The sequence below is a fragment of the Natronocella acetinitrilica genome (assembly GCF_024170285.1).
GTDB lineage: Bacteria > Pseudomonadota > Gammaproteobacteria > Nitrococcales > Aquisalimonadaceae > Natronocella > Natronocella acetinitrilica.
Window position 1 is genome coordinate 158790 of sequence record NZ_JALJXV010000009.1, and the last position, 15504, is coordinate 174293.

Annotated in this window: 13 protein-coding genes; 3 read left to right on the forward strand and 10 right to left on the reverse strand. The window is 64.2% G+C overall.

The window, feature by feature from the left end; genetic code table 11:
* Positions 1 to 16: 16 nt before the first annotated feature.
* The 3 genes from J2T57_RS17930 to glnT are packed head-to-tail and all read right to left on the reverse strand — an operon-like array spanning position 17 to position 2982.
* Positions 17 to 700 carry a GltB/FmdC/FwdC-like GXGXG domain-containing protein gene (locus J2T57_RS17930; RefSeq protein WP_253482681.1) on the reverse strand — a complete coding sequence of 228 codons (684 nt, stop codon included), beginning with the start codon at positions 698 to 700 and terminating at the stop codon, positions 17 to 19.
* Positions 697 to 1623, reverse strand: coding sequence for a class II glutamine amidotransferase (locus J2T57_RS17935; RefSeq protein WP_253482683.1), 927 nt, complete (start codon positions 1621 to 1623; stop codon positions 697 to 699). The genes J2T57_RS17930 and J2T57_RS17935 overlap by 4 nt, the downstream gene beginning before the upstream one ends.
* A gap of 24 nt (positions 1624 to 1647) precedes the next feature.
* Positions 1648 to 2982, reverse strand: coding sequence for a type III glutamate--ammonia ligase (gene glnT / locus J2T57_RS17940; RefSeq protein WP_253482686.1), 1335 nt, complete (start codon positions 2980 to 2982; stop codon positions 1648 to 1650).
* 318 nt (positions 2983 to 3300) lie between these two features.
* Here glnT and J2T57_RS17945 point away from each other — a divergent pair, with 318 nt between their 5' ends.
* Positions 3301 to 4497: an amidase gene (locus J2T57_RS17945; protein WP_253482689.1), complete on the forward strand. Its 1197-nt coding sequence runs from the start codon at positions 3301 to 3303 to the stop codon at positions 4495 to 4497.
* A 340-nt stretch (positions 4498 to 4837) separates the two neighbouring features.
* Here J2T57_RS17945 and J2T57_RS17950 read toward each other — a convergent pair whose 3' ends face one another.
* The 6 genes from J2T57_RS17950 to J2T57_RS17975 are packed head-to-tail and all read right to left on the reverse strand — an operon-like array spanning position 4838 to position 11973.
* Complete coding sequence (locus J2T57_RS17950) at positions 4838 to 5026, reverse strand: hypothetical protein (protein WP_253482692.1); 189 nt, start codon at positions 5024 to 5026, stop codon at positions 4838 to 4840.
* A gap of 3 nt (positions 5027 to 5029) precedes the next feature.
* On the reverse strand, positions 5030 to 6016 hold the full coding sequence (locus J2T57_RS17955; protein ID WP_253482695.1) for an ABC transporter ATP-binding protein: 987 nt from the start codon (positions 6014 to 6016) through the stop codon (positions 5030 to 5032).
* Positions 6013 to 6990, reverse strand: coding sequence for an ABC transporter ATP-binding protein (locus J2T57_RS17960; protein WP_253482698.1), 978 nt, complete (start codon positions 6988 to 6990; stop codon positions 6013 to 6015). The genes J2T57_RS17955 and J2T57_RS17960 overlap by 4 nt, the downstream gene beginning before the upstream one ends.
* Positions 6990 to 8321, reverse strand: coding sequence for an ABC transporter permease (locus J2T57_RS17965; protein ID WP_253482701.1), 1332 nt, complete (start codon positions 8319 to 8321; stop codon positions 6990 to 6992). Before J2T57_RS17965 ends, J2T57_RS17960 begins: the two co-directional genes overlap by 1 nt.
* On the reverse strand, positions 8318 to 9442 hold the full coding sequence (locus J2T57_RS17970; RefSeq protein ID WP_253482705.1) for an ABC transporter permease: 1125 nt from the start codon (positions 9440 to 9442) through the stop codon (positions 8318 to 8320). Before J2T57_RS17970 ends, J2T57_RS17965 begins: the two co-directional genes overlap by 4 nt.
* A complete protein-coding gene (locus J2T57_RS17975; RefSeq protein ID WP_253482708.1) occupies positions 9439 to 11973 on the reverse strand; it encodes an ABC transporter substrate-binding protein in 2535 nt (844 codons plus the stop codon). Before J2T57_RS17975 ends, J2T57_RS17970 begins: the two co-directional genes overlap by 4 nt.
* 237 nt (positions 11974 to 12210) lie before the next feature.
* Between J2T57_RS17975 and J2T57_RS17980 the strand changes: the two genes are divergently transcribed.
* Positions 12211 to 13401 (forward strand): MFS transporter, encoded by a 1191-nt coding sequence (locus J2T57_RS17980; RefSeq protein WP_253482711.1) that lies wholly within the window; start codon positions 12211 to 12213, stop codon positions 13399 to 13401.
* A gap of 151 nt (positions 13402 to 13552) precedes the next feature.
* Here the strand turns inward: J2T57_RS17980 and J2T57_RS17985 are convergent, their stop codons facing one another.
* Positions 13553 to 14491: a LysR family transcriptional regulator gene (locus tag J2T57_RS17985; protein WP_253482714.1), complete on the reverse strand. Its 939-nt coding sequence runs from the start codon at positions 14489 to 14491 to the stop codon at positions 13553 to 13555.
* Between the two features lie 148 nt (positions 14492 to 14639).
* Here J2T57_RS17985 and J2T57_RS17990 point away from each other — a divergent pair, with 148 nt between their 5' ends.
* On the forward strand, positions 14640 to 15497 hold the full coding sequence (locus J2T57_RS17990; RefSeq protein WP_253482717.1) for a transporter substrate-binding domain-containing protein: 858 nt from the start codon (positions 14640 to 14642) through the stop codon (positions 15495 to 15497).
* Positions 15498 to 15504: the final 7 nt, after the last annotated feature.

Consider the following 15504-nt stretch of genomic DNA (forward strand, 5'->3'; position numbering starts at 1 on the left):
CAATCGGGTTGCACGCCTAGTAGGCGTCGGTGTTGTCCACCTTGAAGTTGTAGAGCTGGCGGGCGGAGCCATAGCGCCGGAAGACCTTCGGGTCGGCGTCGATGCCTGCCTGTTCCAGCAGGGCGGCCAGCTCTTCCAGGTGTTCCGGGCGCATGTCCTTTTCGATGCAGTCCGCACCCAGGGAGGCCACCTTGCCGCGCACGTAGATCCGGGCCTCGTAGAGCGAGTCGCCCAGGGCGTCGCCGGCATCACCGCAGACCACCAGCCGTCCCGCCTGACCCATGAATGCGCTCATATGGCCCACGTTGCCGCCGACCACGATATCCACTCCCTTCATGGAGATGCCGCAGCGGGCCGAGGCATCCCCCTCAATCACCAGCAGACCGCCGTGGGCCGTTGCCCCGCCGGACTGGGAGGCATTGCCCTTCACCCGCACCATGCCGGACATCATGTTCTCGGCAACGCCGACCCCCACGGTGCCGTGCACCGTCACGGTGGCTTTCTGGTTCATGCCGGCGCAGTAGTAGCCGGCGTGCCCTTCGATATCCACCGACAGGTCCTGATCCAGTCCGGCGGCGATTGCATGACGGCCGTCCGGGTCGCTCACGCGCCAGGCCGGTTCGGTGAGTTCCCGGGCCTGGTCGTGGAGCAATTGATTGAGTTCACGCACGCTGTGTTCAGCGAGGCTGATGTGCTTCATGTACCGGTCTCCTCGACGTGCCGTGCACTGTGCTCCCAGACGTAGACCTTGCCGGGCTCCGGTTCCCAGACCTTCGCATTGGCGATTCCCGGCAGGCGTGCCAGTGCCCGGTATTCCGAGGCCATGGCCACGAATTGCTCGGTTTCGGCGAGTACCGCCGGTTTGCAGGCTATGGGGTCACGCAGTACGGCGAAGCCGTGGCGGGTGCCAACGGTGAAGGTATAGAAGCCGTCCAGGTCGTCGATGGCGCTTCGTAGTGCCTCGCTCAGGCTCGCGCCCTCGCGCATCCGCCAGGTGAGATAGCCGGCGGCCACTTCGGAGTCGTTCTCGGTCTCGAAGCGCAGGCCGTGGCGCACCAGTTCCCGGCGGAGCTGATTGTGGTTCGACAGTGAGCCGTTGTGGACCAGGCAGAGATCATGCCCGGTGGAGAACGGGTGACTGCCCGACATGGTGACCGCGCTCTCCGTCGCCATGCGGGTATGGCCAATGATGTGACTGCCCGCCATGCCGGAGAGGCTGAATCGTTCCGCCACCAGCCGTGGATGTCCCACACCCTTGAGGATCTCGATGCTGCGGCCGACGCTCATGACCCGGGTGTCGGGAGAGTGGGCGGCCAGGTAGTCCCGCACGGAGGTCTCGTCAGCGCTGGTCTTGACCACTGCCGCACTGGTGTTGCGGAACCAGTCCAGCTTGCCGTCCAGCGTGCTCCGCAGTCCCTGCATGAGGCCGTCCCAATCATGGGCCGGATCCTCGTTCTGCAGTGTGAACTTGATGTTGCCCGCCGCTACCTCGTCGCCATAGATGGCGAAACCGGCACTGTCCGGTCCGCGATCGCTCATGGATAGGAGCATGGGCTCGAACAACGCGCCGAGCCTGGATTCCAGTCCGGCGTCCTTGAGATACAGACCTACAATGCCGCACATGTTGTGTCTCCCGTTGCAGCCGTCTCAGAAGAACTCGGCATAGCGTTCCACCTCCCACTGGGAGACGTGGCGGTTGTACTCGATCCACTCATCCCGCTTGAGGCGAATGAATTCAGAGATGATTCCGCTGCCCAGCGCTTCGGAGAACAGGGAATCCGCCTCCAGATCATCCAGGGCCTCGTTCAGGGTCTGCGGCAGTACGTCGATACCGCGCTGCCGGCAGTCGTCGGCGCTGAGGCTGTAGAGGTTGATGTTCTGGGGCTTGCCCGGATCCAGCTTGCGTTCCACGCCGTCCAGTCCGGCGGCGATCAGCCCTGCCGTGACCAGGTAGGGGTTGCAGCCCGCATCCGGCAGCCGGTATTCCAGGCGGCCATAGGGGATGCGCACCATGGCCGAGCGGTTGTTGTCGCCGTAGGTGACATACACCGGTGCCCAGGTGGCTCCCGAGTTCGAACCACCAACCACCAGCCGCTTGTAGGAGTTCACCGTCGGCGCGGCCAGGGCGCAGAGGCCACGGGCGTGGTGCAGCAGGCCGCCCAGGAAGTGGTAACCCATCTGCGAAAGGCCCAGCCCCTGGCTGTCGCTGTCGTCGTGGAACAGGTTGGTGCCGGCCTCGTCGGTGATGGACATGTGATAGTGCATGCCGTTACCGGTGCGGCTGGACAGCGGCTTGGGCATGAACGAGCAGATCATGCCCAGGTCGTGGGCGATCTCCCCCGCACCCATGCGCAGAAACACGAAGCGATCGGCAGAGGTGAGTGCGTCGCTGTAGGTGTAATTGATCTCGAACTGGGCGTTGGCGTCCTCGTGGTCGATCTGGTAGATGTCGAACCCGACCTCTTGCAGATTGCACACCAGCCGCTCCAGGAATTCCCGGGACCTGGACAGGCCCTTGTAGTCGTAGCAGGGCTTGTCCAGCGTATCGCTCTCATCCACCGGGCGCAGGCCGCCATTGATGTCCCGCTGGAACAGGCACATTTCCGGCTCCAGGCCGGTGTTCAGTGTCCAGCCGTGTTTGCTCAGGCGCTCAATCTGCTGCTGCAGCACGTAACGCGTATCCAGTGGGTAAGGCTTGTCGTCCACGTAGCCGGTGCAGGCGATGCGGGCATAGCCCGGCTGCCAGGGGACCAGGCTGAGGGTGCTGAGATCCCCCCGTGCCATGAAGTCCGACTCATGGGGCTCCATGCCAAGGCCGGAGACGGCGAAGCCGGCAAAACCGGCACCTTCCTCCACCACCGCCTGCAGGCAGTTGGCAGGTACCGATTTGGTCTTGGCCACGCCGTGGATGTCCACGAACTGGGCCAGGATAAAGCGGACGTCGTTATCGGAGAGCAGGCTCTGGACGTGATCGGGCAGCATGTGGAGGGCTCCTTCTGGTTATCAGTGCCTGTTGTGAGGACACTGCTGAATTCACGTCGCCCCGGTGTGCGCCGGCACCGGACTTCGCACACTTCAACCGGGGCGATGTTTCCTGTCAAGAACAATTCTTTCCTATGGGGAATGCAAGCAACCTGCCAGACTGTGCGCTGATCGCCGACCATGTGCGCACGATTCCTGCATCAGAGGCCCGATTCGGATTTCGTGTCTATCCGGCGCTGAAACTTCCAGGCAGATGCCTCATGTTGGTGCATCTGCGTCATTCACGCACCAGGGATGTGCATGCCCAGGGGGTGAGACTTGAGTACACGGCTCCTGCGTGACGACACCGTCAACGCCTTTATTTCAACCGATGCGATGCCAGCCAAAGGGAAGGGGTCACTCTCCGGCTTACGCTTTGGCGTAAAGGATCTTTACGACGTGGCTGGCCAGGCCACGGCCTTTGGCAGTCCTGTCTGGCTGAGGACGCATCCCGTCGCAACCACGACTGCATCCTGTGTTCAGGCGTTGCTTGATGCCGGCGCCGAGATGGTGGGCAAGACCCACACCGATGAACTGGCCTACAGCCTGGCGGGCCGCAACCATCACTACGGTGCGCCGGTGAACACCCGTGCACCGGGGCGCAATACAGGGGGATCGTCCTCCGGGTCTGTTTCGGCAGTGGCCGCCGGGCTGGTTGACTTCGCCCTGGGCAGCGATACCGGCGGTTCAGTGCGTATTCCGGCGAGCCTCTGTGGGGTGTACGGCATTCGTACCACGCAGGACCGTATCGCCATGGATGGTGCCGCGCCGCTGGCGCCGAGCTTTGATACCTGTGGCTGGTTCGCGGACGATGCAGCGATCATGAGCCGGGTTGGTGCTGCGCTGCTGGGGGACGATGAGCGGAAACTCACGCCGACTCGTCTGTGGTTGCCGAGCGATGTGCTCGACCTGTTGCGCCCCGCTGTGCGGGAAGCGCTGATGGCTGCTGCCGGCACGATCGCGCAGCGCCTTGGTCTGCCATTGGTCCACGATGAGATCGGCACGGTGGAGGGTGGTCTGGCAGGTTGGGCAGAGCTTTTCCGCCGACAGCAGGGCTGGGAAGCCTGGCAGGCCCACGGCGACTGGATCACCGAGCATAAACCCGAGATGGGACCGGATGTGGGTGAGCGCTTCCGTATCGCGTCGACTATCACGGAAGAGGATTACGCCTTGGCCAGGGCTGGGCGGGATCGGGTGCGCGCCTATCTGGCCGAACAGTTGAAAGGCGGTGCAGTCCTGCTGCTGCCCGGCGCACCGGACGTGGCCCTGCGCTTCGAGGCGACGGCGGAGGAGGTGCAGGATTTCCGGGTTCGCGCCATGCGTATCACCTGCATCGCCGGCTGCGGTGGCCTGCCCCAGGTGGTCATGCCGTGGATGCAGATCGACGGTTGCCCCGTTGGTATCGGCTTCGCGGCGGCGGCAGGAACGGACTGCGCCTTGTTGGCCCTTGCCCAGCGGGTGGGGAACTCGGCGTGATGGTTTCTGCCGTCGGGTCGGGGGGTCACGGCCGGCGTTGAGTCGGTGCGTTACGCGCTGCGCGCTAACACACTCACGGGTTGGATCGGGGAACCGCGTTCCGGCACGCCGCTCATGGACACGCCGTAAACCCATCCCTGGGGACTCGACAGCGACATCCCTGTCGCTGACGGTCCATGAGCGGCGCACCGGACCGCGGTTTGTGCCTGTGTGGCCCTGGGGGCATCACCACCGCCGTTGTGGTGCGTTACGGCCTTCGGCCTAACACACCCTACGTTTGGCCTTGCCCGCCGTAGGGTGTGTTAGCGCGCAGCGCGTAACGCACCGCTGACAAGGGCTCCTAAAACCGTCGCGGTCCACGGCTGGCGATGCGGATGATGCCGCCGATCATCATCAGGGTGCCGGCGAAGGCCGCGCAGAAGCCCAGCAGCGACAACAGCAGCCCCGGCTCCAGGGCACGTGCCACCATCGCCAGCAGCAGGCCCAGCCCGGATGCGCTCACCAGCAGGCCCCCAAGCAGCATCGGCATGGGCTACTCCTGCTCCCGGTGCAGCCAGCAGGCCGACAGATGGCCGGGCCGTGGTTCGAAATCAGGGGGTAGCTCCACATCGCACAGGCCGCCCATGGCCTGTGGGCAGCGGGGATGAAAGCGACAGCCGGCAGGCGGGTTGAGCAGGCTTGGGGCCTCACCCACCGGCACGTCGCGCTGGTGGTCGGCATTGTCCGGGTCGGGGTCGGCGATGGCGGCGAGCAGGGCCTGGGTGTAGGGGTGCTGGGGATGATCCAGCAATTCCTCCACCGGCGCTGTCTCCACGATCCGCCCCGCATACATCACGAAGATGCGCTCGGCATAGTGCCGCACGGTGGAGAGGTCGTGGGTGATGAAGGCGAGGGAGAGCCCCCGGTTGATCTGGATATTGCGCAGCAGGTTGAGAATCTCGACCCGTACCGAGGCATCAAGCATGGAAACCGGCTCATCGGCGATGATCATCTCCGGCTCCAGGATCAAGGCCCGGGCGATCACCACCCGTTGCTGCTGGCCGCCGCTCAACTGGTGTGGGAATTTGGGAAGGAAGTCATCCGCCGGGCTGAGACGCACCTCTTCGAGCACCTCGCGGATGCGCCGGTCCCGCTCAGCGGCATCCTTCACCCCATGGACGATCAGCGGCTCGGTGAGGATGCGTCGAACATCCATGAACGGCGGCAGGGCGCCATATGGGTCCTGCTGCACGTAACCCACCTTGGCACGATAGGCGTGCAACTCCGCCTTGCTCAGATTGCGCATGTCCTGACCGTCGAAACTGACATCGCCGTCAGTGGGGAGATGCAGGCCCAGCAGGGTGCGGGCCAGCGAGCTCTTGCCGCAGCCGCTTTCACCGACGAAGGCCACGGCTTCGCCCTTGGCGAGGCTGAAGTCGACGCCGTCGACGGCGCGCACGAAGCCGACACGGAAGAATCCCCAGCGGCGGACTTCGAACCAGGTATGCAGCCCTCGGGCCACCAGCAGCGGTGTGCTCATGCTGGGGCCTCCCGGTCGAACAGCCAGCAACTCACCCGGCGCCGCTCGTTCAGCGCCATGGGCGGCGGATCCGCCAGGCAACGGTCGAAACGAGACGGGCAGCGCGCCGCAAAGCGGCAACCATCCGGCGGATTCAATAGGCTCGGTGGTTGCCCCGGGATGGCACCGGGGCGCTCTGTCTGGCGCAACCGGGGTACGCTGGCCATGAGCAGCTTGGAGTAGGGGTGTGCCGGTTCGTTGAAGAATTCACTGGCAGAGGCCGTCTCGACCAGTTGGCCGGCGTACATCAGCGCAACCCGATCGGCCAGTTCGCTGGAGGTGCCCACATCGTGGGTGATCATCAGGTAACTCGTTCCCGTCTCCTGCTTGATCCGTTTCAGCACGTTCATGATGCTGGCCTGGGTGAGTACGTCCAGCGCCGAGGTCGGCTCATCGAGAATGATCAGTTCAGGACGGGTGACCAGGGCCATGGCCAGCACTGCCCGCTGCCGCATGCCGCCGGACAGCTCGAAGGGGTAGCGCTGCAGGAAGTCGGTGGAGATCCCCACCAGCGCGAAGACTTCCGCGACCCGCGCCATGGCCTTGGGGCGACTCCACTGCTGCAGCACCCTGAGCGGCTCCGCCACCTGCTCGCCAACCCGCACCACGGGGTTGAGGGAATTCATGGCGGCCTGCATGACCATGGAGATGCGGCTCCAGCGGACGTCCCGGCGGAAGCGCTCTTCCGTCATCGGCATGGTGTCCTTGCCGTGGAGCAGTACCTGCCCGGAGTAGGTGGCCACGTTTCGTGGCAACAGGCGCAGCAGCGCCTTTGCCAATGAGCTCTTGCCGCAGCCTGACTCACCCAGCACCACCAGGGCTTCATTGCGGTGGATATCCAGATTGATGCCGTCTACGGCCCGGACAATGCCGCCACTGCTGTGGTAATGCAGATTGAGATCCCGGATCGACAACAGCGGTGTCTGCTCGCTCATCAGACGCTCCGTAGCCTGGGGTTGAAGACCCGGTCCATGGCGAAGCCGAGCATGGCAAAACCAAGCCCCGTGAGCATCAGCAGAATGGCCGGGGAGATCACCCAGTAGTACTGCTCGTTGTAGAGCGCGCTCTGGGCCTGGGCGTCATTGAGCACCTTGCCCCAGGTGGGTAGAACCGGGTCGCCCAGCCCCAGCACCGCCAGCGACGCCTCGAGAAAGACAAAGGTCGGGATCAGGGTGACGAAGGTGGGGATCAGCACCGGCAGAATGCGCGGGATCATGTAACGCAGGATGATTCGCGTATCGCTGGCGCCATAGGCACGTGCCGCTTCGATGTAGGCGGCCTCACGGATGGGCAGCAGCATGGCACGGTACATCTTGATCCCGGCGCTGAAGATGCCCAGCGCCACCACGATACCGAGCATCAGCCAGATACTGGTGGAATACAGGGTGCCCACCATGACCAGGATGGGCAGCAGCGGCAGGATCATGTTGATCTCGGTAAGGCGCTGGATCACCGCATCCACCAGGCCCCCGAACCAGACCCCCACGGCGGCGATAACCAGTGTGGTGATTGTGGTGCCCACGGCGGCGATCAGCCCGAAGGCAAGGGCCACCGGCGTGCCCCAGAGTAGCGCCAGCAGGAGATCCCGCCGCTGATGGTCGGTACCGGCGATCCCATGGACCTGGCCGTAGAGCACCAGGTCGCCGTCGATGGTGGCCTCGTCGTCGAAGATCACCGCTTCCAGAACCAGCTGATAACGGCCCTGGAGCACCTGCGGCTCCGGGCCGCTGTCCGGTTGCTTGAGCAAGCCGATATGCGGGACATGGCCGAGGCGTCGCTCCAGGGTCAGGTTCTGGGAGATCGAGACCCTGTCTTCACGGGCAATACGTCGCCCGCCAAGAGCAATCTCGCGGCCATCGGGGGTGACCCAGGTCATGCGAACGAAGGGCTCCCGGTCATGGCCCCTGGCGCGAAGGAACAGGTTCATCTCGCTGGGAAAGCCGCGGTATCCGTAATCGATCTCCAGCGGGATACGGACCTGCCGGCCGCCTTCGAACAGCTCCTGTTCCATCGACGTATCTGCAATGGACACCACGGTGGTGCGGGCCTGACCGCCGCGGGTGATGGTGTCTACCCAGGCTGGCGCGGCATTGCTTGGGTGCAGGCGCCAGTGATCCCCGCCGCGCCAGAGATCCAGCGCCTGGGTGTAGGGGATGGCGATCACCGTGTAAACCGACAGCGCTACCAGAAAGGCGATGATCAGCATGCCGGCCACGGCCGATGGATACTTGCGAAGCTCCAGCAGGCCCTTTCTCCAGCCAGTCATGCGCCGCCCCCCTGGGCGATGCGCACCCGCGGGTCCAACACACCGTAGAGCAGGTCCAACAGGAACACGGTCAGGGCCAGCAGGTAGGCGAAGATCACCACGGAGCCGATGATCACCGGGGTATCCCGATGGCCGATGGCCTGGAACAGCAGGCTGCCGAGGCCTGGCCAGTTGAATACCTGCTCAAGAATGATCGACCCGCTCCACAGACCGATCAGCATCAGCAGGAAGCTGGTGATGATGGGCGAGAGTGTCGGTCGCAGGATGTAGCGCCGCTCGATCATCCGCGGCGATAGCCCCTTGGCCCGGGCCATCTCCACGTAGTCCTCGCTGGAGTGAATCAGAAAGAATGTTCGCCACGAGTAGATGGAAATGAAGATCTGCGACAGGAACATGGCAACGACGGGCATGATCATGTGACGCAGCACGCTCAGCCCGTAATCCAGCCGGCTTTCGGGCGGCGGTGCCTGCACCATGCCGCCGGGGGGGAGCACCGGCGCCAGAAAGGCGAAAAAGAGGATCAGGAAAATCCCGTAGAACCAGGCCGGCGCCGCCGAGCTGGGGGCAAGGGCGATCACCGAGCGGTCCGCCACGCTGCCATAGCGCCTGGACAGCACCAGGGCGGCGAATACCGATACGAAAAAGATCAGCAGATTGGCCGTGCCGAACAGCAGCAGTGTCGCGGGAAGGCGCTCGACGATGATGGAATAGACATCCCTCGCGCCGCTGTCGCTGTGCATCTGCTCGGCCCTGCCGAGATCCAGGATCATCGCCTGGTAGAGGTAGTTGAAGCTGCGCAGGATGAAGGGCTGATCCAGTCGCAGGCGCTCCACCTCCAGCTGCACCTGACGTTCGATGAGGCTGTTGCGCTCCTGACTTGGCAAATCGAAGAATGCCGGGTCGGCCCGTACCATCTCCGCCGCTTCGCTGCGAATCTGCACCAGGCGCAAGTCGTCCACCCGACCGCCCATGTTGGCGATGAGTATGGTCAGGTAGACCCCGACGAGTACGGTCAGGAACAGAGCAATCAGCCGACGCGCAGTGAAACCACCGAGCCGGCGCAGGTCGCGCACCAGGGCGCCTTTGGTGGTGGCTTCCACGTTCTGGCCCAGAGTGCTCATGGCTCCAGCCCCGCTTGTTCCGCGGGCCCCGGTATGGTGGCAAAGACGTGTGAGACGAAGGCGGGCAGGGCGACGCGGTGGGAGGTCACGGCGACCTCCAGGCTGTTGGCGCCGCTGCCGAGCCCGGATACCTGGTCGCTGCTAAGGCGGATCGTCCAGGTGCCGGGGCCGGTGGCCTCCGCCTCACCACGGGCGGCAGGAATGTTCTCCCCGTCAAACAGCAGGTACTGGACCCCGGCTACATCTTCCTCCGGGTAGGGTTCGCCGAGGAACGTGATGCCCAGAGTGAATTCCGCCTCCTGGCCTGCGCGGAGCAGCAGAGGGCCCGCCAACTCGAGTTCCGGGATTTCGGGTTGGGTCAGGTCGAGCCACTTGGTGGACGGATCGGGGAAGTCCTCGAAACGGCGCAGCACGACGGTGCGCTCTACCGGATACACCGCATGCAGGTAGAGCGGGCCATCGCCCACGTAGAAGTGACCCCGCTGCTCCCGCCAGTCGGCGAGGGCAGCGTAGCGAACCTCGGGCTCGTTATCGCGCAGGAATGGCTGCAGCGCGTCCGCGTAAGGAATGTAGGCATCGTTGCGGGCGGTTTGCAGGCGTCGGTCGAGAATGGGAATGCTTGGGCCGGCGGCAAAGCTCATCCAGTCGACCCGCAAGCGGTCCGCCTTGTTCGAGGAAAACGCCAGCTCCTCTCCGCGCTCCGCCAGGATGCCCAGCGCCAGTGTGTGCCAGGGCAGGGCGGCGGGTACCCGGGCGGCAATGATCGTTTCGGCATCGGGATAGATCTGATCACTGTAGATATCGATTATCAGGGGGTCCCGGGAGACGATTTCCCAGCCCTTGAAGTGACGTTGAAACACTTCGAAGGTGGGCACGTGGGCCACGTCGAAAAGGCGGCTTTCCTCCTTGGCGCGATCGAAGTTCAGTATCCAGGGCAGCACGATATCCGCCAGGGAAACCCGGCTGCCATCATGCCAGCGCCGCTCCAGGTAATCGTCCTCGTATTCCAGCCGGATCCGGGTGCGGGCGGTGAGCCCGTCCGGGTGACGTTCGCCCACGGTGATGAAGCGCTGTTCCTCGGCATCCCAGTCGATCCAGGCGCTGTCGCTGACTTCGATCTCCCGCAACATCTCCAGGTCCAGCCAGGAACGGCTGCGACTCACGGGAATGTCCTCCTGCACCGAGACCAGGGCACCGCTCAGGCGTTGCGGCAGGTGGAGGCCGGTGAACGGGTCCGGCATGACAGTGCGATCCTGCAGCGCGTTGGTGATCATGTTGTCGAAGATCCAGTTGCTGCCGGCAACCGGGTTCCAGGGCTCGGTCAATACGCTGGGTGCGCCGAACAGCATGCTGCCGCCCACCCGGTCGCGGTAGCGGATGGTGTAAGGCCACAGCGCCGAGCCGGACATGCCCCCGGCCAGGTCCACGGCGAGTTGCACGTCTGTGGAGCGAGGCCAGATGTTGAGCTGATCCACCAGCCAGATGCGCACCGAGTCTTCCATGGACAGGCGCAGGGCGTCGGCCATCATCTGTTGGCGCTCGTCCCAGGACTGGTAGTCCCGCCGCTGTAGCCGGTCGGCGATGTCGTCGAATTCCTCGGTGGGGGTATAGGCCTGCCAGAGTGGCTCTGGCCGGCCGCGGGGCGTGTAGAAGGCGCTGAAGTTGGCAGCGAGATCCCGCTCGATACGGGTGGACACCCAGCCGCCGGTGTAGATGTGCCATTGTCCGGCGGCGGGATCGCTGGCAATCCAGATGCGGGAGGCTTCTTCCGCGGTGCGGTAGCGCCGCTCCACCTGAAAGCCGATATCCTCCAGAAGATTCCCGACGTAGTCGCCCACCTGTCGGCGTTCATCTTCGGTGCGAATCAGCAGAACCACCCGCAGTACTCTGCCGTCGTGGGTCCAGCGACCGCGTTCGCGGCGTGCGCCAAGGCGTTCCATCTCGCGGCTGATGATCCGCTCCGCGCCTTCCGGGTCATGCTGATAGCGCAGCTCAAGCTCCCGAGCCACGTCCGCGAGGCGGGCGTAATCCGGAAATGCCGTGTTCAGCGCCAGAAAGCGTGGCACCGCCAGGCCGCCATAGATCTCTTCGGCGATGTGTCGCCGATCCACCAGCTTGTTGAAGGCTTCGCGGATTGCGGGCACATGAAAGGGGTTGATCTCACCATTGCTGAAGCGGGGTCCTGCCGGGTTGAAGGACAACTCCACCGACGAGCCGTAGGACAAGTCGTGCGCCGCGCGGGGCGCTGCACGCAGTTGCCGGAACACCGTGCTGCTGGTAATGCCCTGGGCAAAGACTTGATGTGAGCCTGTCTGGATCAGGCCGGTGATCTTGCCGGCATCTGTCTCCTGGGTGACGACGATCTGGTCCACCAGCGCGCCGCGGCGTTCGGCAAGCATGGTTTCGTCGGCTGGCACGCCGGTGTCACCGGCTCTGCCGGCGGCGTCATCAGGGCTCGGGCGCATCGCTGCAACCAGCAAGACCGCGACCACCGCAAGTCCGATCAGTCCCACCCAAATGCCTCGGCGCATCAGCAGGCTCTCCGCCGGGCAATGATCGGTGCCGCCCGGGCGGGGCGGGCAGCAGCGGTTATCGGGCAGCCCTCGGCAGTGCGATCCATGAATCTACTCTATCGTTATTTGCGAAATTTCCAATCGCATTGACGTCGCCGGCCCGGCAACGTTCCCCGGGATGCGCGATCCGCGCAGCGGCCTGGTCGAGCAGCGACGTGCTACTGTCTGCGCCAAAACAACCATGGGAGGGCATGCGTGAACGCTGCGGATCCACGTCCTGAGTGGGTAAGCCAGATTCCCGTCTTCGTGTTGCTGTGGGTGGCCGGCTTGTACCTGCGCATGCCCATCATGATGGGGCCACCGCTGGCGCCACGGATCGCCGAGGATCTGGGGCTGGGCGGTATTGGCACCGGCGCTCTTACAACGATTCCGGTGCTTTTGCTGTCCGTGGCTGCATTGGCCGGGGCTTTCATGATTACCGTGACCGGCGCACGTCGCGCGGTGGCCATCGGTCTGCTCATCGTGGCGATCACCTCCACGGCCCGGGGTCTGGCCATGGAGCCCTGGCAGCTCTACCTCATTACCGCCGCCATGGGGCTTGGCATTGCAGTTGTGCAGCCGGCACTGCCGGCGCTGCTGACCGTTTGGTGTCCGGGGCGAGTCGCCCTGGGCACAGCGGTCTACATGAACGGCATGCTGGTCGGGGAAGTCATTGGCGCCGGGCTGACCATTCCGCTGTTTCTGCCCATGGCCGGACAGGACTGGCGCCTGGCACTGGCTATCGTCTCGTTGCCGGCGCTGCTCTGTGTCGCCGGCTTCGCGCTCTATCGGCGGCCTGGGGAGGAACGGGCCGCCCAGGCGGTGCCGATCTGGATGCCCGCCTGGCGGCACAGTCTGGTATGGCGCATGGGTCTACTGCTCGGAACCAGCGGTTCGCTGTTCTTCGGCGCCAACGCCTACATGGCGACTGTGCTGGCGGGTCGCGGCGAGGTGCATCTGCTGGCGGTGGGCCTGTTGCTGTTCAATTCCGCCCAAGTGGCGGCGTCTATGCTGGCTTTCCGCTATGCCGGGCGATGGGTACGGTCCAGTGGGCCGACTCTGTTGGCCATGACCAGCACGGCTCTGCTATGCATGGTTCTGTTCTTGCTGCTACCCGGTGCTCCCGCCTTGCTGGCGGCCTTCGTGGTGAGCTTCACCACCGGCATCATGCTGATTCTGCTGGTGACTCTGCCACCCTCCCTGGCCTTTGACGAGGGTCCGGCTCCCCTGGCGGCGGGGATGTACACGGTGGGCTACGCCTTGTCCTTCGCCGTGCCGCTGCTCGGTGGCGTGCTCCTCGATCTCACCGGCTATCCGGCGGCCGCCATGGCACCGGCCATGGTGCTGGCCATGGTGGCTCTGCCCTTGTGCATGGGTTTGCCGCGAGGGGGGGATGATGCGCGTTGAGGGGCGGAGGTCGGGTGCGCAACTCAGGGACACGCCGTGAATACCTCCATGTAGGCTCGACAGCGACATCCCTGTCGCTGACGGTCCCTGAGTGGCGCACCCGACCTCCGCCTCCGGTTTTGACGGCATGATCATCCGTCGGAGAGGCGCATTATCCCTCCGTTACCGCCCCTACCTTGTCGTCGTCATGGGCCATCTGCCACGACTGGGCGATCAGTTCCTGGATGAAGTTGCGCACGATCAATGACGGCCGTCGGCCAGAGCGGGTGACCACGCAAAAAGGCGACTGAATGCTGATCCGGTCCGGAATGAGAGGGCGCAGATCACCGTTCTGGACCCATTGGGCTGCGTAGTGGTTGGGCAGGTTGCCGATGTAGTGGCCGCTCAAGATCAGCAAGGCCTGGGCCTCCATGTTCGAGGCGTGGGCACCCACGATGGCGCCGGGAAAGCTGTGCAATTCCTGCAGGTTGGCGTAGGGGCGCACCACGAACGGGTGCTCGATCAGCGCGTCGATGGTCATGGTCTCGTCCGGCGAGCCATACAACGGGTGCGTCCGGGCGCAGTAGACGCTGTGAACCTCGGTGTAGATCTGGCGATACTGCAGCCCTTCCATCTGGCTGGTCTCGGGCAGGATCCCGAGCTGCAGCTCGCCGTTGGCGATGTCGCCCATCAACTGATCTGGGCTGCCCACGGAGATATCCAGCCGGGCCTGACGGTTCTTGCGCAGGAATTCCCGCACCACGGCGTCCATGCGCAGGTTTGTATCCATGATGGTGTTATCGACGATGCCCAAGCGCAGCGTGCCGATGACCGTGCTTCGCAGCTCGCCCATTTCGCTGTCGAAGTCGTCCACCGCAGCGAGAAGAACCTTGCCCCGCTCGTAGGCGATGGCTCCCCGGTCCGTGAGTTCGAAACCCTGCCGGCCGCGTCGGCAGACAGTGAAACCCAGGCGTTCCTCCAGCGCGCGTACATGAAAGCTGATGGCGGACTGGCTCATGTTGAGTGCCGTCTGGGCACCGGCGAAGCCGCGGTGCTCGGCCACGGCACGAAACACGGCGAGGCTTTTCAGGTCGGCTGCGGACAGTTTCATGAACGCCCCTTTTTGGTGCGAATTTACATCAATATTTGTGGAGTGAGTTGCAAAAAATACCAATTTTGTTGTTGCAAAGAAACTGTTTCACTGGGCCTGCGAAATCACTGAACAGCTCCTGCTCCTGCATGATTCGGAGGTTGCAACAATGAAAAGCTTCTTCGGCACACGTCACCTTAAACGAGTTGCCACGGCGCTGGCGGCACCTGCAGTCATCGCCCTGGCGGCGATGCCCACGGCGTCGGCGGACCTGCTTGAACAGATTCTGGAAGAGGGCGTCTTCACGGTGGGCACCGAGGCCCGCTATGCCCCGCACGAGTTCATCGAGGACGGTGAAATCGTTGGTTATTCCGCTGACCTCATGGCGGAGATCATGCCGCATATGGAGGGTGTCGAACTGATCCGCATGGATCTGCCCTGGCAGGGCATCCTGCCCGGCCTGGAGCGGAGCCGCTTCGACTACGTGGTGACTTCCGTCACTGCGACGCCCGAGCGAATCGCACGCTACCATCTCAGCGCTCCCATCGCCGACGCGACCATGGCCGTCCTCAAGCGGGCCGGTGACGACAGCATCAGCACGCCGGAAGACATCGCTGGAAAGGTTGCCGCGGCCCAGGCGGGTTCGGCCCAGTTGCAGGCTCTGGAGGCGCTTGCCGAAGAGCTTGAGGCGGCCGGTACTCCGGTCTCCCGTATCCGTACCTACACCGCTGTCGATGAAGCCTACGCCGACCTGGCCGCCGGCCGCGTTGACGCGGTCGTGAACAGCCTCCCCAACGTCCTGGAAGCCGAACGCACCCGCCCGGACGTTTTCGAGGTGGTGGATACCTTCGGTGAGCCCCGTTACTTCACCTGGGCCGGTCGTCCGGACGAAGAGAGCGCGAGCCTCAATGCCTTCATGGATGAGCAGATCCGCCGGCTCAACGAAGAGGGCATTCTCAACGAACTGCAGGAGAAGTGGTTCGGCGCCCCCATGAATGTGCCCCTGGAATTGCCTGGCGCAGAGTGAGTGCCGC